Source organism: Pseudoflavonifractor sp. An176, assembly GCF_002160435.1.
Lineage (GTDB): Bacteria > Bacillota > Clostridia > Oscillospirales > Oscillospiraceae > Enterenecus > Enterenecus faecium.
In genome coordinates this window covers 128,318-152,543 of the sequence record NZ_NFKO01000002.1, presented here as the reverse complement: position 1 = coordinate 152,543, position 24,226 = coordinate 128,318, and the positions used below count along the sequence as shown (strand labels likewise).

The window sequence follows — 24,226 nt, the reverse complement described above, 5'->3', positions numbered from 1 at the left end:
AATACTTCCGCTCTTCTCGCTTTTCCTCTGGATCGGTAATCGATACTTTCATATCTCCCCCTGTAATATGGTTCGTACAAATCACAATAAGCGTCGATACCGCCATCCATTTGGAGTTTTCTCGATGGGCATAAAGCCGCATGTTTCAAACATCTTCCGAGAGCCCACATTATACTCATAGATTTCCGCTACCTCCAGGGACGAAAATCCCAGGCGCTTTGCCCGCTCTACCAGGGCCAAGATCACCTTCTTTCCAATCCCATGCCCTCGTAAACCGGGCTCTCCAATCACAATGGGCATGTCCTCCCTCCAAAAGGAAACATCTCCAATTGGTACAAACCCATTGCCACAGGGATTGTATTCAATAAAGTACACCTCGCCACGTGCCTGCAAATAGTGGTACATCTGATATACTTTTTCCATGGTATATGGAGTCGTCTTCCCGTCCACCAGCCACAACGTATGTTCATCTTGATACCACTTCAGCGCAAAGGCGCAATCATCGGTATACCTATGTAGACGGAGCGTCTCATCAATTTGGATAAACTCCGGCTGCTCAATCCCTCTCATCGGCATGTTACATCACATCCTAAACGTGTCATATGTGTACAGCGCAGGAGAAGGGACCTCCCCCCTCTCCTGCGCTGCCGCTTTTTCTTACATCTTCAATGCTCCGGACAGGTTCTCCATGGCGTCGCCGGCCACCTTGGCCGCCTTGCTCACCGTCTTCTGCATCTTGGTCTTCTTCTTGGGGCTCAAGGCCATGCCCATCACACCGCCCGCCAACATGCTCAATCCTGCCACGGGAATCATCATACTCATCTTCATCGCACATGTCCTCCTTTACTTTGGTCCAACCATAGTGTGCCCAGCGCAAAGGATTTCTCTATGCCAGTTTCTTCAGAATTGGTAAATTTTTAAATTTCCAGATCCAGCGACACCGGACAGTGGTCGCTGCCGTAAATATCGGGGTGGATGAATGCCCCCTGTACCTTCTCCGCCAACCGCTGGGACACCACAAAGTAGTCGATGCGCCATCCCGCATTGTTGGCCCGGGCATTGAAGCGATAGCTCCACCAGGAGTAGGCCCCGGTGAGGTCCGGGTACAAATACCGGAAGGTATCCACAAATCCGCTGTCCAGCAACAGGCCAAACTGCTCCCGCTCCTGGTCAGAGAACCCCGCCTTGCCCCGGTTGGGGCCGGGATTTTTCAGGTCGATCTCCCTGTGGGCCACATTCAGATCTCCGCAGTAGATCACCGGCCTGGTCTTGTCCAGCTCCATGAGATAAGCCCGCAGGTCCCGCTCCCACTCCATCCGGTAGTCGATACGGGCCAGCTCATTCTGGGCGTTGGGGGTATAGCAGTTGACCAGGTAGAACTCCGGGTACTCCAGGGTGATGAGCCGCCCCTCATGGTCGTGGGGCTCCAGCCCCATGCCATAGCGCACCGAGAGCGGCTTGTGGCGGGTGAAAATGGCGGTACCGGAATACCCCTTCTTCTCTGCCGAGTTCCAGAACTCCTCGTAGCCGGGCAGGTTCACATGGGCTTGGCCCTGCTCCATCTTGGTCTCCTGGAGACAGATGAAGTCCGCATCCAGCCCCAGTACCGATTCCTCAAACCCTTTTTTCAGACAGGCCCGCAGGCCGTTGACGTTCCATGAGACAAATTTCATGTGGTTTCTCCTTTTTTCACGCACAGGATGACCAGGTGGACGATACAGAAGATCAAAGCCGCAGCCATAGCAGCCGCCTCCCAGAACATCACCAGGTAATCCCCCGAAATGTATAGAATGTAGTTGTACTTCAGGCGCAAATAGACGCTGTAGCTGGCCAGAGAGGAGCCGCACACCAGCACTGCTGCCGGAATGCGCCGCCAGTTACTCACCGCCCAGCACACAGCCAACACATCGGCCAGATAGAAATACCGCTCGTGCATGTGGGGCAGCAAAAACGGAATGCCCACAACCAGAACCATAGCCACCGCCATGGCCATCTGGTTGTCCAGCTTTTTCCCCTTCCACGCTCCAATAAACAGCATGGCAAAGGCCAAAATCATAGCGGCAATGATACCCATCTGGGACAGAAATGCGGGATCATAGGTGGCATGGGCAGGCAAGAACTGATAGATCGAGGGGGCATTCAGCGTCAGCCGATCATACTCCCCCATCTGCCCCAAGTAGACGGACAAAATGTCCTTCCAGGGCTTGCCCAGCAGCAGGGCTGGAACTGCCGTGAGGACATACACCCCAGGGAACACAAACAGCTCCCGGAATTTCACCCGGCCCGCCAGCCACAGCACCCCCCACAGAGGCATGATAAACACCGTCTGGAGTTTGAAGGAGAAGGCCACCGCCAGCCATACCAGGGACCACTTGTTCTTGCCCTCCAGCACGCAGGCCACCGCATGGACCACCAGGGCCCCGTAGATGGCGTCACACTGGGCCCAGTAGCTGCCGTTGAGCACCACCGTGGGTACCAAGAGCAGCACACCAAAGGCGATCTGGGGCAGTATGGTAGTTCCCTTCTCTTTGGTCAGTACCCGCACCAGGCGCAGGCCACCCCAGGCCAGAATCACATCCAGGAAGATGGAGAACAGCTTGTACAGGTACAGGTCTGGGATATCCAGATAGGAAATCAAGGCAATAAAGTAGAGGTACGGCACATTGTAATTGCCTACGGGCTGAGAAATAGCTCCCAAGCCGCCGCCCTCCCGGATCACGTCGTACCACTGACTGAGGAAGGTGAGGTAATCATCGCTCTCATGGTCCAACAGCAGGCACCGCACCAACATAGCCGCCGCCAGAGGGAGAAGCAATACCAAAATCTGGTTGATTGGAACATTCTCTTTTTTCAGTAGCAATCCGCCCAGGGCTGCCGTGAGCACCAGGCACACTGCCACCCACACGCGATCTGCCACGCTCCCCTGTTGGAGTTGGAGCGCCGCCGCCACTGTCCCCGCCAGACACGCCAAGGCCAGTATCCCGCACAGTTTTTCTTGCCATCTCACTTTTGACCAACTCATGGTGATCTCCTGCTTTCCATTTTGTCTATTCGTTGTATTCTACCATGCCTCCCTCTGGGATTTCAACCGCATTCTTGCGGGGAACGGTTGACTTTTTTCTATATAAGATGTATGCTTTAGTCTGAATTTTCAAAACACTTCTGGAGGATGACTCTATGTGCGGTTTTACCGGATTTCTCTCCCGCTCTACCCCTGATGTCACTGCCCTTCACGCCATGGGCGATTCCATTATTCACCGTGGCCCCGACGAGGAGGGCTACTATACCGATGACCACTGCGCCATCGCCCACCGCCGCCTGTCCATCATTGACCTGGCTCACGGCCACCAGCCCATGACCAGCCCCGACGGGCGTTATATTTTGGCCTATAACGGAGAAGTTTATAACTTCCAGACCCTGCGCACCCAGCTCCAGGAGCTGGGCCACACCTTCCAGACCACCTCCGACACCGAGGTGGTGCTCCACGGCTACATGGAGTGGGGCGCTGCGGTCACCGGGAAGCTGCGTGGCATGTTCGCCTTTGTCATATGGGACACCCAGACCAAGGCCCTGTACGGCGCTCGTGACCCCTTCGGCATCAAGCCCTTCTACTACGCCCCCATGGGGGACACCTTCTTCTTCGGCTCGGAGCTCAAGAGCTTTCTCCCCCACCCCGACTTCAAAAAGGAGCTGAACCGGGAGGCATTGAAGTTCTACCTCACCTTCCAGTATTCCGCTCTGGACGAGTCCTTCTTTAAGGGCGTGTTCCGTCTGCTTCCCGGCCATCACTTCACCTATCGGGACGGCAAGCTGGACATGAGCGCCTACTACACCTTCTCCTTTGAGCCCGACTCCAAGAGCCTGGAAGAGCATGCCCAGGAGATTCGAGAGGTGGTCACCGAGTCGGTGGAGGCCCACCAGATCAGTGACGTGGAAGTGGGCGCCTTCCTCTCCGGTGGCATTGACTCCAGCGTCATCACCGCCCTGTCCCACCCGGACAAGACCTACTCCGTGGGCTTTGCCAACAAGGGCTTTGACGAGACCAGCGAGGCCAAGGCCCTGTGTGAGGAGCTGGGATTGAAGAACATCTCCAAGACCATCACCGCCGAGGAGTTCTTCGACATTCTGCCCACCATCCAGTACTACGCCGACGAGCCCAACGCCAACCTGTCCACCGTGCCCCTGTACTTTTTGTCCAAGCTGGCGGCCCAGGATGTGAAGGTGGTGCTGTCCGGCGAGGGCTCCGACGAGCTGTTTGGCGGATACATCACCTACCACACCACCAAGCCCTACCGGGCATACCGCAAGCTGCCCCTCCCCATCCGCAAGGCAGTGGCGGGTGTGGTATCCAAGCTGCCCCCCTTCCACGGCCAAGGCTTCCTGACCAAGGCCGCCAAGCCTGTGGAGGACACCTTTGTGGGTCAGGCGTTCATCTTTGACAACGACGAGGTGGAGCAGGTTCTCACCCCCGCCTACCGCAGCAGCCGCACCTGGAAGGACATCACCGCCCCCTATTTTGCCCAGGTGAAGGACGCCGACGACCTGACCAAGATGCAGTATCTGGACCTGCACCTGTGGCAGCCCCTGGACATTCTGCGCAAGGCCGACCGGATGACCATGGCCAACTCCCTGGAGCTGCGGGTGCCCTATCTGGACCGGGAGGTGTGGAAGGTGGCCCGCTCCATCCCCAGCAACCAGAAGATGCGTGGCAAGTCCACCACCAAGTTCCCCCTTCGCCAGGCCGCCGTGCCCATGCTCCCCGATGACTGGATCAAGCGTCCCAAGGTGGGCTTCCCTGTCCCCTTCATCGCCTGGCTCAAGGAGGAGAAGTACTACAACTGGGCTAAGGACCTGATCAACCAGGACTATGTGGCCGAGTTCTTCGACCAGAAGTACCTGCTGGACCTGCTGGAGCAGCACTACTCCGGCAAGGCCCGCACCCACCGCAAGCTGTACACCGTACTGTCCTTCCTCATCTGGTATCAAGTGTACTTCCCCGAGGTGTGTGGCGTGGCTCCCTACCAGCCTAAATAATCTATTGTCATATCCTACAGTCCGCAGCGGTCCCCCCGCTGCGGACTGTTATCGTTGTGATGAATTTTGCCATATCCCGCCGGTGTTACAAGAACCTGCTATTGAAATCATACCCCTTCTTTTATATAATAGTAGTACTGCCTTATTTTATTGATTCAGGAAGGTGCCATTATGAGTTTGCGAGTGGGCATTGATATCGGCTCCACCACCGTCAAAGTGGTGGTGCTGGACGAACAAAACCAAGTTTTATTCCGCTCCTATGAGCGGCATTATTCCAAGACCCGGGAACGGGCCTGTGAGACCCTGCACTCCATTGAGGATATGCTGCGGGGCAAAGAGGTGAAGCTGGTCATCACCGGCTCTGCCGGATTGGGCGTGGCCAAGGCCGCTGGACTGGACTTTGTCCAGGAGGTATATGCCACTGCTGCCGCGGTGAACACCTACATTCCCGACACGGACGCCGTCATCGAACTGGGCGGCGAGGATGCCAAGATCATCTTCTTCGGCGGCGCTTTGGAGGAGCGTATGAACGGCTCCTGCGCCGGCGGTACCGGAGCCTTCATTGACCAGATGGCCACACTGATGAACGTCACGGTCAATGAGCTGGATGAACTGTCCCTGAAACATGAGAAGATTTACCCCATCGCCTCCCGGTGCGGCGTGTTTGCCAAGTCCGACATCCAGCCCATCCTCAACCAGGGTGGACGGAAAGAGGACGTGGCCGCCTCCATCTTCCAGGCGGTGGTGGACCAGACTGTGGCTGGCCTCACCCAGGGCCGAGAGCTCAAGGGCAAGATCGTCTTTTTGGGCGGCCCCCTCACCTTCTTAAAGGGCCTGCGGGAGCGCTTTGTGGAGACCCTCCAGCTGGACGAGGAGCACGCCATCTTCCCCAAGGACGGCGACTGCTTTGCCGCCATTGGCGCTGCTCTGTGCTCGGAGGAGTACGCCGCCCGTCCCTTTGAGGAGCTGCTGAAGCTACTGGAGGAGAGCCGGGACGCCACCACCGTGGTGGACACCATGCCCCCCCTGTTCCAGTCTCAGGAGGAGTACGACGCCTTTGTGGCCCGCCACAACGCCTCCACGCCCCCCCAGTTGGACATTCACACCTACACCGGCGATGCCTATCTGGGCATTGATGCCGGTTCCACCACCACCAAAATGGCCCTCATCGCCCCCGATGGCGGCCTGCTGTACACCTACTATCACTCCAACCAGGGCAACCCGGTGTCCGTGGTCCTGCCCCAGCTCAAGGAAATCTACAAGCTGTGCGGCGACCGCATTACCATCAAGGGCTCTGCGGTGACGGGTTACGGTGAGGACCTCATCAAAAACGCCTTTAACTGTGACTTAGGGCTGGTAGAGACGGTGGCCCACTACCGCGCCGCCGCCCACTTCAACCCCGATGTGGACTTTATCATCGACATCGGCGGCCAGGACATGAAGTGCTTTAAAATCCGCAACGGGGCCGTGGACTCCATCATGCTCAACGAGGCCTGTTCCTCCGGCTGCGGCTCCTTTATTGAGACCTTCGCCAAGGCCCTGGGCTACTCCATTGCGGACTTTGCCAAGATGGGCCTGTTTGCCCAGCGCCCGGTGAACCTGGGCTCCCGATGCACCGTGTTTATGAACTCCTCGGTGAAGCAGGCCCAGAAGGATGGAGCCAGCGTGGAGGAGATCTCCGCCGGTCTGTCCATCTCCATCGTGAAAAACGCCGTGTACAAGGTCATCCGTGCCGCCAGCGCCGACGACCTGGGCAAGCACATCGTGGTCCAGGGCGGCACCTTCTATAACGATGCCGTGCTCCGGGCCTTTGAGCAGGAGCTAAAGCGGGACGTGACCCGTCCCACCATCTCGGGCATCATGGGCGCCTTCGGCGCCGCTCTGGCCGCCCGCAACCTGCACCTGGAGAAGTCCACCCTGCTGGGCCCTGAGGCGCTGGAGAACTTCACCCACACCGCCAAGCCGGTGACCTGCAACCTGTGCACCAACCACTGCTCCCTCACCGTCAACACCTTTGACGGTGGCCGTCGGTTCATCTCTGGCAACCGCTGTTCCCGCCCCCTGGGCAAGGAGAAGGTGGAGCTGCCCGATCTGTACAACTACAAGTATCGCAAGCTCCGCTCCATGGAGGGCAAGGGCTTCGGCAACGGCTCCCGGGGGCGCATCGGCATCCCCTTCGGGCTGAACATGTATGAGAACCTGCCCTTCTGGTTTGAGCTGTTCACCCGCCTCAACTTCGAGGTGGTGCTCTCCCCCGAGTCCTCCCGCAAGCTGTACATCAAGGGCCAGCGCACCATCCCCTCGGACACCGTGTGCTATCCCGCCAAGCTCCTCCACGGCCACGTGCAGGCCCTGGTGGAGGCCGGAGTGGATGCCATCTTCTACCCCTGCATGTCCTACAACTTTGACGAGAAGACCTCGGACAACAACTACAACTGCCCGGTGGTGGCCTACTATCCCGAGTTGCTGGCCGCCAACGTGCCCGACCTGAAAAAGACCCGATTCCTCTACCCCTATGCCGGACTGCACCGCCAGAAGGACTATGAGCGCATCGGTTCCCAGTGGTTCTCCGACACCTTCGGCATTCCCCGCCGAGAGGTGGTCCACGCCATCCGGGCCGCCTACCAGGCCTACGACCTGTACAAGCAGGAGATCCGGGCGGTGGGCCAGTCCTACATCGACAAGGCCCGGGCCGAGGGCCGTCCCATCATCGTCATGGCTGGTCGTCCCTACCACATCGACCCGGAGATCAACCACGGCATCAACGACCTGATCACCTCCTTTGGCTTTGTGCTGGTCAGTGAGGATGCCGTGGCCTATCACGAGGACTATGCCCCCCGGAAGGTGCTCAATCAGTGGACCTTCCAGTCCCGGATGTACAACGCCGCCCGGTACGTGTGCACCCAGCCGGACATGCAGCTGATTCAGCTGGTAAGCTTCGGCTGCGGCACCGATGCCATCACTGGCGACGAGGTGCGCTCCATCCTGGAAGAGGGCGGCAAGCTGTACACCCAGCTGAAAATCGACGACATCAGCAACCTGGGCGCTGTCCGCATCCGTGTGCGTTCCCTCATGGCCGCCATGGAGGAGCGGGACCAGAACCAGGGCTGATGTCCACTGGACCAAGTTCCGAAAGGAGAAAACAACATGGCTGAATTGGTTTACGCCAAAGATGGGCGTCTTCTGTTCACCAAAGAGATGAAGCAGGAGTACACCCTGCTGATGCCCCAGATGCTTCCCGTTCACTTTGGCATGTTCCGCCAGCTGCTGGTGCTGGAGGGCTACAAGGTGGATATGCTCACCACCAACCACAGAGGCATTGTGGACGAGGGCCTGAAGTACGTCCACAACGACACCTGTTACCCCGCCCTGCTGGTCATTGGCCAGCTCATTGACGCCGTCAAGCATGGCGGTTATGACCCCCACAAGGTGGCTCTGCTCATCACCCAGACCGGCGGCGGATGCCGGGCCTCCAACTACATCCACCTGCTGCGCAAGGCTCTGGAGAAGGCTGGCATGTCCTACATTCCGGTCATCTCGGTGAACCTCTCCGGCATGGAGAAGAACCCCGGTTGGAGCCTCACCCTCCCCCTCATCCGCAAGATGATCTACGCCATGATGTACGGTGACCTCATCGTCAACGTGGCCAACCAGGTGCGTCCCTATGAGGTGATGAAGGGGGACACCGACAAGATGGTGGAGACCTGGGAGAACAAGCTCATTGAGGGCTTCCAGAAGGGCCGTGGCATGAACCGCAAGGAGATGCGCCATATCTTTGACCAGATTTGCGCCGACTTCGCCGACATCCCCGTGGCTGGACCCCAGAAGGTCCGTGTGGGTGTGGTGGGTGAGATCTACGTCAAGTTCTCCCCCCTGGGCAACAACAACCTGGAGGACTTCCTCCTCTCCGAGGGGGCTGAACCCGTGGTGCCCGGCCTCACCGACTTCATGATCTTCAAGATCTTCAACCGGGAGTCCGACGTGGACCTGTACGGCGGCAAGTGGATCAAAAAGAAAGTCTGTCAGATTTTCAAGGGCTACATTGAGGAGTGTCAGAAGGACATGATCGCCGCCCTGAAAAAGACCCGCTTCCATGCTCCCGGCACCTTTGAGAACATGCACAAGCTGGTCCACGGCTATCTGGGCGACGGCAACAAGATGGGCGAGGGCTGGCTGCTCACCGGCGAGATGCTGGAGCTCATCCACTCCGGGGTGCCCAACATTGTCTGTACCCAGCCCTTCGGCTGCCTGCCCAACCACATTGTGGGCAAGGGCATGATTCGCAAGCTGAAAGACGATTACCCCAACTCCAACATCGTGGCCATCGACTACGACCCCGGCGCCACCAAGATCAACCAGGAGAACCGCATCAAGCTGATGCTGGCCAACGCCCGCCAGATTGCCAAGCAGGAGGCCCAGCAGAAGGCGGAGCAGGACCTGGTGGGCGCCGCCCACTAAAAGGAGCAGATACCCATGCCACAGCTCACCATTGTAGAGGCGTCCACCCCGGCTCACTTCGCCGCCATGAGCGAAATCCACGCTCTGGGCTGGTGGGCCGCCTATCAGGAGGCGGTGCCTCTGGACTGGATGGAAGAGCACATCACCCCCACCCGCTGGGTGGACACCTTTGCCGACTACGCCAGAACCCCTCGCCACCACGGGTTTCTCCTCTATCGGGACGACACCCCTGTGGGCTGCATCACCTGCGGACCTGCCCGCATTGGCAATCAGAACCACGGCGGAGGCATGCAGGTGCACTTTGACGCCTCTGGCTATGAGGGCTGGGGAGAAGTCATCTCCTTCTATACCCATCCCCAGGAAACTGGCAAAGGGTACGGCAGCCTGCTCATGGACCGGGCCAAGGAGCAGCTGAAAGCAGACGGCTTCCAGCAGGCCTATGTGTTTGTACTGCGGGAAAACCAAGGCGCTCGGCGTTTTTACGCCCGCCACGGCTTTTCTTGGGACGGCACCCATCAGGATATCCCCTTCCCCCACGACACCGTGTGCGTGGATTTACGGTACACCACGACCCTATAAAAGATAGAAGCGGCGGAGCATGAGCTCCGCCGCTTTTTCACATGATTTATACACGTACCGCTCCCACGCCCAGCACACCGGGTCCGGTGTGACAGGCTACTGAGAGGGTCAGGTCTGCGCACTCCACCGGATAGTCCAGATAGAAGTACTGCTGCACCTGGTCTACCCACTCCTGCCGCAGTTGGTCGGGCACCCGGCTACAGGCAATTTTCACTTGCAGGTGGCCGCTGTCGTGGAGGGCCTTTAACCGTCCCTCCATGTCCGCTCGCAGCTTCTCCAGCATCATCTGACGGGCAGCCTTGGCCCCACGCACCTTGCCCACCGCCTCCAGCTTGTCTCCGGCGATGGTGAGCACGGGCTTAATGTTCAGCATGGCTCCGGCAAAGGCCTCTACCCCGGACACACGACCACCCCGGCGCAGGTATTTCAGGGTATCCACCATGAGGAAGATGCTGGCGTCTGCTGCCTGCTCCTCTAAGGTGCGGCGAATGGAAGCTGCGTCCATGCCTTGCTCTGCCATAGCCAGGGCATCCAGCACCGCATGGTACTGAGTCACAGAGATGCGGCGGTTATCCACCACCTGCACCCGGCCCTGATAGTCGTCGGCCATCATCCGAGCGGTGGCATAGGTGCTGCTCAGGCCCGCAGACATGGGGATATACACCAGCTGGTCATAGCCCCGGAGAATCCGATTCCACAGCTCCAGAGTGTCCGCCGGGGAGGGCTGAGAGGTAAACATCTCCGCCCCTGCTGCCATGCGCTGATAGAAGTAGTCCTGGCTCAGGTCCAATCCCTCATAGTAGACCTTTCCATCCATGTTAATGGGCATGGGAATGACGTACACCCCCATCTTTTTCCCCTCTTCTACGCTGATTCCGCTATTGCTGTCCGTCATCACGGCAACTGTCCGCTTCATTGGCCTGTCTCCTTTTCCAGCAGTCAAGATAAAGGATATTATACCTGATTTTTACTATTCTTTCAAGTCTCCAGATGGGCACAGGCCGCCTCCAGCACGCCCCCGATGGATTGGCGAATCACCAGATCCGCCCGCTGGTCATAGCTGGTGGCATCTCGGTTGATGAGGACCAGGTGACGGCCCCGGAAATACTCCAGCAGTCCTGCCGCCGGATACACCACCAGAGAGGTTCCGCCTACAATGAGCAGATCGGCACTGGCGATGGCCTCCACAGCGCCTCGGATGGTGCGCTGGTCCAGCCCCTCCTGATAGAGTACCACATCCGGCTTGATGATACCGCCGCAGTGGGGACAGCGGGGAATCCCCTCTCCTGCTGCAATCTCCTCCACCGGGTACGAGGCCCCACAGGACATGCAGTAGTTGCGGTAGACCGAGCCGTGGAGCTCGTAGACCCGCTGGCTGCCTGCCTTCTGGTGCAGTCCGTCGATGTTCTGGGTCACCACCGCCTTCAGCTTGCCCAGCCGTTCCAACTTGGCCAGCGCCAGATGGGCGGCGTTGGGCTGCACGTCCAGACACAGCATTTTGTCCCGATAGAACCGATAAAATTCCTGGGTGTGGGACATGAAATAGTCGTGGCTGAGAATGGTCTCCGGCGGCAAATCGTAGTGCTGATGATATAATCCATCCTGGGACCGGAAGTCGGGAATGCCGCTCTCGGTGGACACCCCTGCGCCTCCGAAAAAGACGATGTTCTCGCTCTCCTCTACCCAGTGTCTCAAAGTCTCAATGTCATTCATGGCCTTGTGCCTCCTTTTCTCCATCATACCCATTCCTGACCCTGAGGTCAACCAGATTTTCCAAGAAAAGCAGAGAGCTCTCCGGCAACACCGGAGAGCTCTCTATTTTCATTAATTCCAAAGCCATATCATCAGAGCAATCAACAGCCCGAAGGCAACGATGTAAATCGCCGCCATGGACAAAGCTGCTTTCATGGCCGCCCAGATGTAGGCTCTGCGGTCCTCCCGGCTCATTCCGGTATCCTCCCAGGGGCGCTCCTCACGCTCCTGTTCCATGGGCTCCGGGGGCCGGGATTCCCTGCTGTCCGGCCGACCTGGCCGGAACAGAGTGGGACGGGACAGGCCGCTCATATCCGCGATCACGCGGCCGTCATCGTCCTCGTATTTCTTTGGCTTACGTGCCATATCTTACTTGTCGAAGAGGTGGCAGACCACGTAGTGGCCGGGCTCCACCTCACGCTGGCAGGGAGCCTCCACCTTGCATCGCTCGGTGGCATAGGGGCAGCGGGTGTGGAACTTACAACCGCTGGGGGGATTGGCGGGAGAGGGAATGGAGCCCTCCAGCACAATACGGTTCATCTTGGCGTTGGGGTCGGGCACAGGGATGGCGGAGAACAGAGCCTTGGTGTAGGGGTGCAGCGGGTTGCGGAAGATGTCCTCCGTGTCGCCATACTCCACCAGGTTGCCCAGGTACATCACGCCCACGGAGTCAGAGATGTGCTCCACCACAGACAGGTCGTGGGAGATGAACAGATAGGTCAGGTTGTACTGGTCCTGCAGGTCCTTGAGCAGGTTGATGATCTGGGCCTGAATGGACACGTCCAGAGCGGACACAGGCTCGTCACATACCACGAACTCAGGGTTCAGAGCCAGAGCACGGGCAATGCAGATACGCTGACGCTGACCGCCGGAGAACTCGTGGGGATAGCGGGCCTTGTGGAAAGGCTGCAGACCGCAGTTGTCCATGACCTTGTCGATATAGTCATTGTACTCGGCCTTGCTCACCAGCTTGTGCTCCCGCACAGCCTCGCCGATGATCTCACCCACGGGCAGACGGGGGGACAGGCTGGAGAAGGGGTCCTGGAAGATGATCTGCATCTTGGTACGCAGAGCCCGCAGCTCCTTGGGGCTCATATCGTAGATCTCTTTGCCGTTGAAGAGCACCTGACCATCGGTCTTCTCCCCCGCCAGACGGAGGATGGTACGACCGGTGGTGGTCTTACCACAGCCGGACTCGCCCACCAGACCCATGGTGGTACCACGCTTGAGGTTGAAGGTGACGCCGTCCACGGCCTTGACGTGGCCCACGGTCTTGCTGACCATGCCGCCCTTGATGGGGAAGTACTTCTTCAGGTGGTTGACCTGGAGAATGTACTGGGGATCGTACTCCACGGGGGTGAAGTCGCCCTTGGCAATTACGCTTTTCTTGTCAGACATCAGCCCTCACCTCCCTGGTTCTTGTTGTCATAGTAGCGGTAGCAGGACACGAAGTGGGTGGGGCTGAGCTGCACCTGGCAGGGGTACTCGCCCTCACAGCCGGCCACACACATCTCACAGCGATCCTTGAAGTAGCAGTAGTTGGGCATATCAATGGGGTTGGGCACCTTGCCGGGGATGGAATAGAGCTTGTCGATCTTCTTGCCCACCACAGGCTTGGAGGCCATCAGGCCGATGGTGTAGGGGTGGGCGGGGTTGGCGAAGATCTCCTGTACGGTACCCTTCTCCACCACGCGACCGGCGTACATGACCACCACGTAGTCGGCCATCTCAGCGATAACACCCAGGTCATGAGTGATGAACATGATGGAGGAGTTGATCTTATCCTTCAGGTTGCGCAGCAGGTCCAGCACCTGGGCCTGGATGGTCACGTCCAGAGCGGTGGTGGGCTCGTCGGCGATGATCACCTTGGGGCTGCAAGCCAGAGCCATGGCGATACACACACGCTGGCGCATACCACCGGACAGCTCGTGGGGGAACATCTGATACACGCCCTGGCTGTTGGCGATGCCCACCACCTCCAGCAGCTCGATGGTGCGGTTCTTGATGTCCTCCTTGGTCTTGCCCTCACCGTGGTGCAGGGCGATGACCTCGTCCACCTGCTCACCGATGCGGAACACGGGGTTCAGGCTGGTCATGGGCTCCTGGAAGATCATGGACACGTAGTTGCCACGGATCTTCTGCATCTGCTCGTTGGGCATCTTGGTCACGTCATAGGCCTTGTCGCCCATGTTCAGGCGGATCGCGCCTTCCACCACCTGGCCCTGGGGCCGCTGGAGCAGCTGCATCAGGGACAGGCTGGTGACGGACTTACCGCAGCCGGACTCGCCCACCACGCCCACGGTCTTACCGATGGGCACTTCGAAGGACACGCCATCCACGCTCTTGACCACACCGGCGTCGGTGTAGAAGTAGGTGTGGAGATTATCAAACTCCACGGCGTTATTGGGATCGGCCATCTGGGTGAGGTACTCACTCTCCGGCACGTTTTTACGCTTACGCTGTTTCTCAAAGGCGTTGGTGATCCGGCGGTTTTCCTTGGCAATGCGCCGGGCCTCCCGGCCGGAGAGATAGCCTTCTGCTTTTTTCTTAGCCATTGTCTCTCCTCCTCTCTTACCGCTTCATCTTGGGGTCGAAGGCGTCCCGCAGACCGTCGCCCACGAAGTTGAAGCCCAACACGGTGAGCAGCAGGCAGATACCAGCGGGAATCCAAACGAACCAGTAGTTGGTCAGCACGAAGGAGTTGGACACGTCGTTGATGATGTTACCCCAGGAAGCGAAGGGGAACTTGACGCCCAGGCCCAGGAAGGACAGGGTGGCCTCCGTGATGATGGTGGAACCCAAGCTCATGGTACAGATGACGATGAGCTGAGGAATGACGTTGGGGATCAGGTGGCGGAAAATACGCCGGGGAATGCTGATGCCACAGGCCTCGGTGGCGGTCATGAACTCCTGCTCACGCAGAGAGAGGATCTGGCCACGCACCATACGGGCAATGCCAGGCCAGCCCAGGAAGCCCAGAACCAGCATCAGGTACAACATTCGCATGGTGGGGTCCACGCGCATGCCGTCCATGGCGGAACCCATAATAATGATCAGAGGCATGGAGGGGATGCAGTAGAACACATCCACGATACGCATGATCAGGTTGTCCACCCAGCCGCCGAAATATCCGGCCACACCGCCCAGGATGATACCCAGAACGGCGGAGATAATCACGACAATGAAGCCGATGACCAGAGACACACGGCCACCGTACATCAGACGGGTGAGCATGTCCATGCCGTTGCGGTCGGTACCCAGCCAGTGAGCCTTGCTGGGCTCGGAATAGGTATCAAACACCTGGGTCTCCTTCTCCTGTCTGACGGAGTAGCTCTTGGTGTCTGCATCGTACTCCAGGGTGTAGTCGAAGGTGCCCTCGTCGTTGGTGTAGGTGAACTCATCGCTGTCGTTTTCGATGGTCTCAGCCAGCTGCTCCTTGAAGTCACGGGTGAAGGTGACACCGCTGACCTTGGACTGCACCACAAAGCGGCTGATATAGGCCACAGGCTGACCAGCTTCGTTGATGCCGCCGTGCTCATCCACGGTGTACTCGGTGCCATCCACGGTAAAGCTCTGCTCCCCGTTGGTGTACGCCTTCAGGGCGGCACGCTGGAAGTCAAAGCCCACGGTCAAGGAGGGGTCCTCAGCATTGACAATATCCTTGTATGCCAGAGCCACAGGGGTGGTTCCCTGAGAGATCACATAGAAGTCCTCGCCCTCCTCGGCAAGGGAATACGTCACGCCGTCATAGGTGAAAGAGGTCTGGCCCTTGGTGGCTGCCAGCATGAACTGAGCCTGGACCATGCCGGTAAAGCTCTGGCCCTCGGCTGTGGTATAGCGGAAGCTGCTGTTCTCTGTGACGCCAGCATACTCCTTGGACTGGAACTCACGGCGGTAGAACACCTCGTCCTGGCTATAGGGGCTGACCACGCCGCCAATAAAGGAAAAGACAAACATAACGGCCAGGATCACCAGACCCACCACAGCCAAGCGGTTACGGAAAAAGCGCTTGGCCACCAGGGCGCCGGGGGACAAAACCTTAACACGGCGGTCATCGTTCAGAGAGAGGTGCTCCTGGGAGCCGCCCTCCTGCTGATGGTTCATTTTCTTCTCGTCAGACATGAAAGCGCCTCCTTTCTTAAGCGATACGTACGCGGGGGTCAACCACAGCGTACAGAATGTCGGAAATCAGGTTGCCGGCCAGAGTCAGCACAGCCATAAACAGCAGGTAGAACATAGAGAAGGGAATGTCACCGGCAGTCATGGCCGTATAAGAGGTGTAACCAATGCCCTGGATGGAGTACAGAGTCTCGGTAATCAGAGCACCGGCAAACAGGCCGGGCAGAGAGCCACCCACAATGGTGACCAGAGGAATCAGGGTGTTGCGGAAGGCGTGATGATAGATGACCTTCTTCTCGCTCAGGCCCTTGGCTCGAGCCGTGCGGATATAGTCAGAGTTGAGCACTTCCAGCATGTTGGTACGGGTATAACGCATGAGCGAGCCCACAGACACTACCACAAGAGTAACAATGGGAAGCACCATATGATGGGCAATATCCAGGAACTGCCCCATGGCATCCAACTGCAGGAAGTCACGTCCCGTCAGGCCGCCCAGATCAAACCAGCCCAGCTTCACGCAGAACACCAGCTTCAGCAGAGTGGCAAAGAAGAAGGTGGGCAGAGAGATACCAGCCAGAGCGAACACGCTGATGGCGTAGTCGGCCTTGGAGTACTGACGGGTGGCGGCGATAACGCCCAGAGGAATGGCAATAATCAGCTGTAAAATAAACGCAATTCCGCCCATCACAAAAGAAATCCAGATCACGCTGGTGAATTTCTCCATGACAGGCACGGTGTACTTCCAGCTGTCGCCGAAGTTACCGGTCAGGATGTTGCCCAACTGGTGGAAGAAACCAGGGATCAGCGGCAAATCCAAACCATATTGGGCATTGAGCTGTGCCACCCACTCCTCATAAGGCTTGGCGCCGGGGGCCATAGCCAGCTGACGAGCCATGGTCTCCACGTAGGAGCTGGGCAGACAGCGCAGCAGTGTATAAATAATGAATGCTACGAAAAATAGAATGACTACTGATAATAGTACGCGCTTGATGATAAAATTTCGCATAGAATCCCCTCCGTATTTGTTGGCGAGGCACAGGGGTTCGTGGCCTCGCATGATGTGTTCGCCCCGTCCGCACATCAGGCAGCCCCTCCGGCTCTGACCGACTTTGGTCGGAACAGCCGCCTCATGTGCAGGGATGCGCAGGGTTGCCCTGCGGCCTTACGGCCGCAGGGCAACCGTGATGGTAAACTCAGGAACTCGTTCCCTTGTTTCTGTGCAGAATTAGTTCAGCTCCAGCAGCTCAACATCGTTCATCCAGTTCCAGTAAGTGGTCATATCAGGAGTCAGGGTGTCGATCTTGATACGCTCAGTGGAGAAGATGAAGCAGTTGGCACGCTGATAGATGGGAACCTCAACGGCCCAGTCCATGACGATGTCCAGAGCATCCTTGTACATCAGAGTACGGGCCTCCTGATCGGTGATGGAGCGAGCGTCCATGATGATCTGGTCCAGCTTGGCGTCCTTGATGTCATAGTTGTAGTTGGAGGTGCCCTGGCTGTGGTAGATCTGGTACATGTCGGGGTCCACAGTGGCCTGCCAAGCGGCAGCAAACAGCTCAGCGGTACCAGCCTGCATCTGGGAGAACAGGTCGGAAGCGTTGGCAATATCAGTGACAATCAGGTTCATACCGATCTCCTTCAGAGCATCCTTGGCCAGAGTACACATCATGAAGGCGGGGTGGTCGCCCTGACCGCCGCCGCCGATGATCAGCTCATAGTCCATCTTGGCGCCTGCGGGAGCAGCGGTGATCTTGCCGTTCTCCACGGTGTAACCAGCAGCCTCAAAGAAGCCCAGAGCGGCCTGCTTGGCAGCGGCGTACTTCTCCTCGTCGCTCATGCCATCGGTGTAGATGGGGTTGTCGTTGACGTCGGTGGAGAAGGCCACCTGATAGCCGGCATCGGTAACCTTGGGAGCGGCCCAAGAGGTATCGGAGATGGGGTAGTTGATGACGTTGGCCCACTTGCCGTAGTAGGAGTCGATGGCCACGTCACGGTACACGGCCAGCACGGTGGCCAGACCCTTACGCAGGTTCTTGGAGGCATCGGAGGAACCGTCGTCGCCCACCTTCACGTTGTCGGCGTTGATGCCCACATAGCCGTAGCCCAGGTTGTCCACGGTGTTGACGGTGATGACGGAACCGTTGAAGTCCTCGCTGCCGCCGTTGGCTGCGGCAATCTCCTTGATGGCGTCAGTGGAGAAGGAAGGATCGGTGATGTCCAGAGTGCCGGACTTCACGCCGTTGACCTTATCGGCCTCGTTGGTCTCCTTGAAGTTGATGTTCTGGATCTTGGGCTCGCCCTTCCAGTAGTTCTCGTTGGCCTTCAGAGCCACGGTGCCGTTCTCATAGCTGACGAACTCGTAGGGGCCAGCACCCATGGGCTTGCTGTTCTTCTCACGCACGATGGTCAGATCGCCCTTGGGGAAGCCGAACTGGTTGTTCTCGTAGTTGTACAGCTCCTCGTTGCCGTAGTAGTGCATAGGAGCAACCACCAGAGACAGCTGATAGATGCAGGTGGCGGAGACCTCAGTGGTGGTCACACGCACGGAGTTGTCACTGGTCTTCTGGATGCCGGAGATGTTGGGAGCGGACTCACCGGTCTGAACACCCACGTTGTAGGCATCATAGTCCTCAATGAGGTTGGTGAAATCAGACAGGCTGCTGGGAGACTCGTTTCGGGCCATCTCAGCGGGATTGCCGTTGTAGGCAGCCAGCATAGCCTGATAGAAGTCCTCATAAGTGGCATCCTCAGCCAGGTCGGGGTAGTTCCAGTTGGCAGCGCAGGCAGCCACGCTGTCCTCGGGCTTGTTATCACCGTTAGCAATCAGATACTCGCAGATATACTTGGCGTACTCAGGACCAGCCTTGTCCACAGCAGCCCACAGAGCAGTCTGCTCCTCCTCGGTCCACAGGGAGAAGTCGGTGTTGTCACGGGGAGCGGCCAGGATCAGGTTGAACTTGGTATCCATGCCGGAACGGTACTCGTTCATACCCATGATGGGCTGACCATACAGAGTGGAGCTGCCATCATAGGTGGGGTCGGACAGGACGTACATGGAGAAGATCACGTCGTCGATGTCCATCTCGGTGCCGTCGGAGAACTTGACGCCATCCTTCAGGGTGATGTCATAGTACACGGTGCCGTCGTCCTCGTTCTCGGTGACCACCACATCGGAAATACCGGTGTAGGTGTAGTCGGTGCCGTTGTACTCCTTGGTCTCGCCCTCAATGCCGTTGAGGATCATAGCGCCCTCACGGTCAGAGCTAATCAGGGGCTGGCTGACCATGCTCACGATGTTTCCATCATAGGCAGAGGTGTAGAAGAAGGGAGAGAACTTGCCGTCGTAGTTGCCGTCGCCAACCACCAGGGTACTGGCCTGGTTGTTGTTGTCGCTGGAAGGCTTGTTGCCGCAAGCAGAGAGCAAACCAAGCGTCATGACCGAAGCCATGCCCAGCGCAAGCACTCGTTTCGTGCTTTTCATGTAGAGATTCCTCCTTAAATTATATTGAACAAAGAGAACATCCATCCTCTGAGCTCACAAGGACTGATTCCGACTCCCCTTCTCTCTACCGGGGAATCGGTTTTTGCAACTCCACTTACTCAATCTTTCATTTTTCGCCGCCTCAGTGTCCACGCCAAGCGGTCAAATGTTTTTTCAGCAGATTTTGCAAAGACTATTCTATTATGTTTTGCTCCAATTGTCAACGAGAACATCCTGTGATATCTCACAAATTTTTGCGCTTTATCACGTTAAATAGACCACAATGCCTGATTTTCTCTGCCCTTCCACAGGAAAGCACAGACAAAAACCACAATTTCCAGGCCCAAAAATGCCAAAGTGTACAGATACTCAACCCCTTGCAGGGAATGTGTCACCACATATGCAATCTGTCCACAGAGTGTGCACATTGACAAAATCATAGCCAGGGTTGCACGGATGGGGATCTGCTTGACGGTGGCATCGTAGACGTATTCCCGCAGGAGATTTCCCCAGTACACCATGCGGCACACCGCCCAAACCAGGGAAACCACCGCAAAAAACGTAAGCATATAAGGAGCAATCACGTACCAGGTGTTGTACAAGGCTGGAACGGGCATCATACCGCCCGCCAAATGAGCCACCGCCATGACGGCCGCCAACGCCATGCGCTGGCGCATACCCTGTCGATAGCTTCTCTCATCTCCTTGGAAGGAGTAGTGACGACCGACATAGATCATCTCCCCCCCTGCTCCCCTGGTGAATTGAGACGCCTTGGCCGCCCGGTTCCACCGTTTATGCTTATGCTTGTTCTTCTTGTCTGACATGGCTTATTCGATTCCGCTCATATCAAAGTGCTCCAGCCAGTTCTTGGCGGAGGCGCACACCCGCTGCAGGCAGCTCTCCTCAAAGGGGCTGTCCAGGCCAGCTCGCTCCAGCAGGGTGGTGAACACCTGGCTGCCGCCCTGGCGGGTGTAGGCCATGTAGTGCTCCCAGGCCTCCCCCAGGTCCTCCTGAATCTTGTCCCAGAACTGGAGGGCCACCGTCTGAGCCAGGCAGTAATCAATATAATAGAAGGGACTGGAATAGATGTGGTGCTGTCGCTGCCAGCCCTCGCCCTCGCTGTAGAAGGGAATTTCCCCGTCCAGCTTCATCCAGGGCATATAGGTCCCCAGCAGCTCTTTCCACACCTGGTGGCGCTGGGCAGGGGTCATCTCCGGGTGGGCGTACACCTCATGCTGGAAGTGGTCCACCATGGTACCGTAGGGGATGAAAGTGAGAGCACTTGACAGGTGGCTGTAGTGGAACTTCCGGGTATCCTCTCCGAAGAAGCCCTGCGCCCAGGGCCAGGCGAAGAACTCCATGGACATGGAGTGCACCTCGCAGGCCTCCATGCTGGGCCAGATATACTCGGAAGGAATGCGGTCCCGGTTGAGCCAGGCGTCAAAGGCGTGGCCGGCCTCGTGGGTCACCACCTCCACGTCACCCTGGGTGCCGTTGAAGTTGGCAAAGATGAAGGGCACCTTGTAGTCCAGAATGTCGGTGCAGTAGCCGCCGCCGGCCTTGCCCTCGGTGGAGAGCACGTCCATGAGCTCCCCATCCAGCATGGTGCGGAAAAATTCGCTGGTCTCGGGAGACAGGGCGTCATAGAACTTGCGGCCGTGGTCCAGAATGTCCTGGGCAGTGCCGCAGGGGCGGGGGTTGCCGGAGCGGAACTCCAGAGCATTGTCTGCAAAGCTCATGGGGTACTCCTTGCCCAGGCGCTTGGCCTGCTGGCGGTAGATGCTGTCCGCCACCGGCACCAGATACTTCACCACAGCCTGGCGGAACTTCTCCACGTCCTCCTTGGTGTAACAGTTGCGGCCCATGCGGTAATAGCCCAGCGTGGTATAGCCCTCATAGCCCAGCTTCTTGCCCATCTCGTCTCGCAGGTGCACCAGCTGGTCGTACAGGCTGTCCAGAGCCTCCTGGTTGTCCTTGTACCACTGCCCTTCCGCCTTCCAGGCGTTGAGCCGGCGCTGGTCGTCGGCGTCACTCTTAAAGGGAGTCATCTGGGACAGGGTGTACACGCCGCCCTCAAAGGGAATCTGGGCGGAGGCCAGCAGCTTCTCATACTCCTGGGTGAGGTCGTTCTCCTTCTGCATCAGGTCAATGATCTCAGGAGAGAAAGTCTTCAGGGCAATCTCGGCATTGATAAACATCAGGTCGCCGTACTCCTGAGAGAAGTCACCGCGGAAGGGAGAGTTGAGCATGGCCAAATTCCAGGCCTGGCTGTACTCCTCCAGCTCCGGTCCCGCCGCATTCCAGAACTTCACTTCCCCGTCGTAGAACTCGTCTCGGGTGTCAATGGAGTGGCGAATGTTGGCCAGGGTGCTCATGGTCTGGATATGACGCCCCAGCTCCTCTTTACGCAAAAATACCTCCCGGGCAGTCTGGTAGCTGTCAGCGGCCTTGAGCTGCTCCACCAGCTGGCCCATCTCCTGTTTCAGCGCTTCCAGATCCGGGCGCTGGTATTTCATCTCAGAAAACTTCACCATATTTGGTTCCTCCTTATCAATGGGTTCAGGGCTGCTCTCTTGTGAGAAAGCAGCCCTTGAGGGTCGTGTGTATTAAAACGGCAGTCCCAGGCCTCCGGTGAGGCGGGACATCTGGCTGGCGGCATCGTCGGCAGCCTTGCGCAGGGCCTCGTTCACCGCCGCCACAATGAGGTCCTGGAGCATCTCCACGTCGTCGGGGTCCACGGCCTCGGGGTCGATGGTCACAGAGGTGATCTCCTTCTTACCGGACACCACAGCGGTCACAACGCCGCCAGCGCTGGCCTCGTAGGACTTGCTCTCCAGCTCCTCCTGAGCCTTCATCATGTCCTGCTGCATCTTCTGGGCCTGGCGAATCATGTTGTTCATGTTTCCACCCATGCCGCCCATACCGCCCATACCGCGGGTATTAAATCCTTTTGCCATCCGAATTACCTCCTATGTCATATCCTAACACAAATTATTCTACGGTTACATTGCTGTGCCCCGCTGCCAGAAAGGCGTCCAGAGCATCCCCTTCTTCTGGGGGCTGAGACGTAGGCGGTGTCTGCACCGTCTCTGCCGGAGGTGCTCCCACCTGAACTTTCACCGGAACCCGCTGTCCCATATATCGCCCAACCACCTGGGAGACCGCTCCAGAGATATCCGGCTTCTCCACCAGGTCCGCCACAAACTGATTGGCGGCCCAGATGGTCACCACATCCCCGTCCCACCGTCCAGTGAGCATGGCGGGCATGGAGAAGAAGGTATAGTCTCCGGTGGACAGCACACCCTTGAGCTGGCCACACACTACGTTCCAGCCGGGCCATCCCGTCTGTCCTCCCACGTGTGTCACAGACTCGGGCGGGGCTGGCCGAGGCTCAACCGCAGGGGGTGCTGGAGTCTCTTCCGCCGGCTTTTCCTGTAAAGGTTTTTTACTTGCAGGTTGTTGGGGCACCGGTTTCTCTGCCACCTCCCAGGGTAGAGGGTCAGACGCCACCGGAGTGGACAGGTCTGGCTCAGGCTGTGTGCTCTTTTGAGCCGGAGTTGGTGCCGGGCTTCTCTGTAAAGGTTTTTCGCTTGTCGTTTGCTGAACCACAACGCCGGAAGCCAATTGCTGCTCCAACTTTGCCACTCTGGCAGTCAAGGCATGGACACTTCCGTCCAGAGAGGGGTCACACAGCATCACCAAGCACAGCTCCATGTCCGTGCGTCGGTTTGCGGAGTGGACCAGCTCGCCCGCGGTCTTCTGCACTAAAGCGAGCATCTGGACCAGCCGAGGCACGTCGAACAGCTGTCCCAACCGCTCCAGGGTGCCCGAGTCATAGCCCCCGGTAAGCAGTCCCGCCCCGCCCTTGGGAGCGCTCTTGCTCACCAACAGGTCCCGCAGCAAAGCGGACAGTTCCCCGGCCAAGGCTGCCATCTCCTTGCCTCCGGTGTACAAGCTGGCCAGTCGTGCCAATGCGCCAGACAGGTTGCCCGCTGCGATCTCCTCCAACAGCGCCACCGTCTGGAGATTACCCGCCAGGCCCAGCACCTGAAACACCCGGTCCTGGTCTACGGTCCCCCCTGCCCCCACACACTGATCCAGCAGGGATAGGGCGTCACGCATACCGCCATCGGCCAGACGGGCGATGAGCTGTGCCCCCTCTTGGGTCAGCTCAATGCCCTCCTGAGCGGCCACGTAATTCAAACGTCCGGCAATCTCCTCGGCCCGGATGCGCTTAAAGGCGAATTGCTGGCACCGGCTCTTGATGGTGGCCGGCACCTTGTGCAGCTCTGTGGTGGCCAGGATAAACATCAAATGGGCGGGCGGCTCCTCCAGAATTTGCAGCAGCGCATTGAAGGCCTGAGGCGAGAGCATGTGCACCTCGTCGATGATATACACCCGCTTGGCCACGGTGGCCGGGGTATAGGCCGCCTCCTCCAGCATGGCACGCACGTCGTCCACGCGGTTGTTGGAGGCTGCGTCCAGCTCCACCACGTCCAGGATGGAGCCGTTCTCAATGCCCACACACGCCGGACACTGGTTGCAGGGGTTGCCGTCCTGAGGATGCTGACAGTTCACGGCCCGGGCCAGAATTTTGGCACAGGTGGTCTTACCCGTTCCTCTGGTGCCGGTAAACAGATAGGCGTGGGTCAGCCGTCCCCCCTGCACCTGACGCTTGAGGGTCTCTGTAATATGTCCCTGCCCCACCACGTCGTCAAAGCTGCGGGGACGCCACTTTCGGTACAACGCCTGGTACAAACGCCTCACCCCCTAAAAAGGAAATCGCTTGTGTACAGAATA

20 protein-coding genes are annotated in these 24,226 nt (G+C 58.1%); 4 read left to right on the top strand and 16 right to left on the bottom strand.

The window, feature by feature from the left end; all coding sequences use genetic code 11:
• Window positions 1-81: 81 nt before the first annotated feature.
• From B5F12_RS02170 to B5F12_RS02160, 4 genes are all read right to left on the bottom strand, one after another.
• Entirely contained in the window at window positions 82-576 is a 495-nt protein-coding gene (locus B5F12_RS02170; protein ID WP_087229598.1) for a GNAT family N-acetyltransferase, read from the bottom strand.
• A gap of 81 nt (window positions 577-657) precedes the next feature.
• Window positions 658-828 carry a hypothetical protein gene (locus B5F12_RS11830; protein WP_158096569.1) on the bottom strand — a complete coding sequence of 57 codons (171 nt, stop codon included), beginning with the start codon at window positions 826-828 and terminating at the stop codon, window positions 658-660.
• A gap of 89 nt (window positions 829-917) precedes the next feature.
• Window positions 918-1,673, bottom strand: a complete 756-nt coding sequence (locus B5F12_RS02165) for an exodeoxyribonuclease III (RefSeq protein ID WP_087229595.1) — start codon at window positions 1,671-1,673, stop codon at window positions 918-920.
• Window positions 1,670-3,022, bottom strand: coding sequence for a conjugal transfer protein TraL (locus B5F12_RS02160; RefSeq protein ID WP_143482307.1), 1,353 nt, complete (start codon window positions 3,020-3,022; stop codon window positions 1,670-1,672). The genes B5F12_RS02165 and B5F12_RS02160 overlap by 4 nt, the downstream gene beginning before the upstream one ends.
• A gap of 155 nt (window positions 3,023-3,177) precedes the next feature.
• Between B5F12_RS02160 and asnB the strand changes: the two genes are divergently transcribed.
• From asnB to B5F12_RS02140, 4 genes are all read left to right on the top strand, one after another.
• Window positions 3,178-5,034, top strand: a complete 1,857-nt coding sequence (gene asnB, locus B5F12_RS02155; protein ID WP_087229590.1) for an asparagine synthase (glutamine-hydrolyzing) — start codon at window positions 3,178-3,180, stop codon at window positions 5,032-5,034.
• 171 nt (window positions 5,035-5,205) lie between these two features.
• Window positions 5,206-8,145, top strand: a complete 2,940-nt coding sequence (locus B5F12_RS02150) for an acyl-CoA dehydratase activase (RefSeq protein WP_087229587.1) — start codon at window positions 5,206-5,208, stop codon at window positions 8,143-8,145.
• A 36-nt stretch (window positions 8,146-8,181) separates the two neighbouring features.
• Window positions 8,182-9,492 (top strand): 2-hydroxyacyl-CoA dehydratase, encoded by a 1,311-nt coding sequence (locus tag B5F12_RS02145; RefSeq protein WP_087229584.1) that lies wholly within the window; start codon window positions 8,182-8,184, stop codon window positions 9,490-9,492.
• Window positions 9,493-9,507: 15 nt separating this feature from the next.
• Window positions 9,508-10,071 (top strand): GNAT family N-acetyltransferase, encoded by a 564-nt coding sequence (locus B5F12_RS02140; protein WP_087229581.1) that lies wholly within the window; start codon window positions 9,508-9,510, stop codon window positions 10,069-10,071.
• Window positions 10,072-10,117: 46 nt separating this feature from the next.
• On the opposite strand, the gene B5F12_RS02135 is transcribed toward B5F12_RS02140, so the two are convergent.
• The 12 genes from B5F12_RS02135 to dnaX form a co-directional block, all read right to left on the bottom strand.
• On the bottom strand, window positions 10,118-10,987 hold the full coding sequence (locus tag B5F12_RS02135) for a DegV family protein (protein WP_087229578.1): 870 nt from the start codon (window positions 10,985-10,987) through the stop codon (window positions 10,118-10,120).
• A gap of 62 nt (window positions 10,988-11,049) precedes the next feature.
• Window positions 11,050-11,784, bottom strand: coding sequence for an NAD-dependent protein deacylase (locus B5F12_RS02130; RefSeq protein ID WP_087229575.1), 735 nt, complete (start codon window positions 11,782-11,784; stop codon window positions 11,050-11,052).
• 111 nt (window positions 11,785-11,895) lie between these two features.
• Entirely contained in the window at window positions 11,896-12,189 is a 294-nt protein-coding gene (locus B5F12_RS02125) for a hypothetical protein (RefSeq protein ID WP_087229572.1), read from the bottom strand.
• Between the two features lie 3 nt (window positions 12,190-12,192).
• Window positions 12,193-13,107, bottom strand: coding sequence for an oligopeptide/dipeptide ABC transporter ATP-binding protein (locus B5F12_RS02120; RefSeq protein WP_343219398.1), 915 nt, complete (start codon window positions 13,105-13,107; stop codon window positions 12,193-12,195).
• A gap of 113 nt (window positions 13,108-13,220) precedes the next feature.
• Window positions 13,221-14,378, bottom strand: a complete 1,158-nt coding sequence (locus B5F12_RS02115) for an ABC transporter ATP-binding protein (protein WP_087229565.1) — start codon at window positions 14,376-14,378, stop codon at window positions 13,221-13,223.
• A gap of 16 nt (window positions 14,379-14,394) precedes the next feature.
• Window positions 14,395-15,945 carry an ABC transporter permease gene (locus B5F12_RS02110; RefSeq protein ID WP_087229562.1) on the bottom strand — a complete coding sequence of 517 codons (1,551 nt, stop codon included), beginning with the start codon at window positions 15,943-15,945 and terminating at the stop codon, window positions 14,395-14,397.
• A gap of 16 nt (window positions 15,946-15,961) precedes the next feature.
• A complete protein-coding gene (locus B5F12_RS02105; RefSeq protein ID WP_087229816.1) occupies window positions 15,962-16,948 on the bottom strand; it encodes an ABC transporter permease in 987 nt (328 codons plus the stop codon).
• A gap of 219 nt (window positions 16,949-17,167) precedes the next feature.
• A complete protein-coding gene (locus tag B5F12_RS02100) occupies window positions 17,168-19,426 on the bottom strand; it encodes an ABC transporter substrate-binding protein (protein WP_087229559.1) in 2,259 nt (752 codons plus the stop codon).
• 269 nt (window positions 19,427-19,695) lie between these two features.
• On the bottom strand, window positions 19,696-20,250 hold the full coding sequence (locus B5F12_RS02095) for a hypothetical protein (protein ID WP_087229556.1): 555 nt from the start codon (window positions 20,248-20,250) through the stop codon (window positions 19,696-19,698).
• A 3-nt stretch (window positions 20,251-20,253) separates the two neighbouring features.
• Window positions 20,254-21,960 (bottom strand): M3 family oligoendopeptidase, encoded by a 1,707-nt coding sequence (locus B5F12_RS02090; RefSeq protein ID WP_206020564.1) that lies wholly within the window; start codon window positions 21,958-21,960, stop codon window positions 20,254-20,256.
• 72 nt (window positions 21,961-22,032) lie between these two features.
• The gene (locus tag B5F12_RS02085; protein ID WP_087229553.1) at window positions 22,033-22,383 is read right to left on the bottom strand and encodes a YbaB/EbfC family nucleoid-associated protein; all 351 of its coding nucleotides are present in this window, start codon (window positions 22,381-22,383) and stop codon (window positions 22,033-22,035) included.
• 34 nt (window positions 22,384-22,417) lie between these two features.
• A complete protein-coding gene (dnaX, locus tag B5F12_RS02080; protein WP_087229550.1) occupies window positions 22,418-24,184 on the bottom strand; it encodes a DNA polymerase III subunit gamma/tau in 1,767 nt (588 codons plus the stop codon).
• Between the last annotated feature and the right edge of the window lie 42 nt (window positions 24,185-24,226).

Coding starts and splice junctions, on each gene's coding strand:
- B5F12_RS02170 (WP_087229598.1), bottom strand. CDS start 576: ATGCCGATGAGAGGGATTGAGCAGCCGGAGTTTATCCAAATTGATGAG.
- B5F12_RS11830 (WP_158096569.1), bottom strand. CDS start 828: ATGAAGATGAGTATGATGATTCCCGTGGCAGGATTGAGCATGTTGGCG.
- B5F12_RS02165 (WP_087229595.1), bottom strand. CDS start 1,673: ATGAAATTTGTCTCATGGAACGTCAACGGCCTGCGGGCCTGTCTGAAA.
- B5F12_RS02160 (WP_143482307.1), bottom strand. CDS start 3,022: ATGAGTTGGTCAAAAGTGAGATGGCAAGAAAAACTGTGCGGGATACTG.
- asnB (WP_087229590.1), top strand. CDS start 3,178: ATGTGCGGTTTTACCGGATTTCTCTCCCGCTCTACCCCTGATGTCACT.
- B5F12_RS02150 (WP_087229587.1), top strand. CDS start 5,206: ATGAGTTTGCGAGTGGGCATTGATATCGGCTCCACCACCGTCAAAGTG.
- B5F12_RS02145 (WP_087229584.1), top strand. CDS start 8,182: ATGGCTGAATTGGTTTACGCCAAAGATGGGCGTCTTCTGTTCACCAAA.
- B5F12_RS02140 (WP_087229581.1), top strand. CDS start 9,508: ATGCCACAGCTCACCATTGTAGAGGCGTCCACCCCGGCTCACTTCGCC.
- B5F12_RS02135 (WP_087229578.1), bottom strand. CDS start 10,987: ATGAAGCGGACAGTTGCCGTGATGACGGACAGCAATAGCGGAATCAGC.
- B5F12_RS02130 (WP_087229575.1), bottom strand. CDS start 11,784: ATGAATGACATTGAGACTTTGAGACACTGGGTAGAGGAGAGCGAGAAC.
- B5F12_RS02125 (WP_087229572.1), bottom strand. CDS start 12,189: ATGGCACGTAAGCCAAAGAAATACGAGGACGATGACGGCCGCGTGATC.
- B5F12_RS02120 (WP_343219398.1), bottom strand. CDS start 13,107: ATGGTCAGCAAGACCGTGGGCCACGTCAAGGCCGTGGACGGCGTCACC.
- B5F12_RS02115 (WP_087229565.1), bottom strand. CDS start 14,378: ATGGCTAAGAAAAAAGCAGAAGGCTATCTCTCCGGCCGGGAGGCCCGG.
- B5F12_RS02110 (WP_087229562.1), bottom strand. CDS start 15,945: ATGTCTGACGAGAAGAAAATGAACCATCAGCAGGAGGGCGGCTCCCAG.
- B5F12_RS02105 (WP_087229816.1), bottom strand. CDS start 16,948: ATGCGAAATTTTATCATCAAGCGCGTACTATTATCAGTAGTCATTCTA.
- B5F12_RS02100 (WP_087229559.1), bottom strand. CDS start 19,426: ATGAAAAGCACGAAACGAGTGCTTGCGCTGGGCATGGCTTCGGTCATG.
- B5F12_RS02095 (WP_087229556.1), bottom strand. CDS start 20,250: ATGTCAGACAAGAAGAACAAGCATAAGCATAAACGGTGGAACCGGGCG.
- B5F12_RS02090 (WP_206020564.1), bottom strand. CDS start 21,960: ATGGTGAAGTTTTCTGAGATGAAATACCAGCGCCCGGATCTGGAAGCG.
- B5F12_RS02085 (WP_087229553.1), bottom strand. CDS start 22,383: ATGGCAAAAGGATTTAATACCCGCGGTATGGGCGGTATGGGCGGCATG.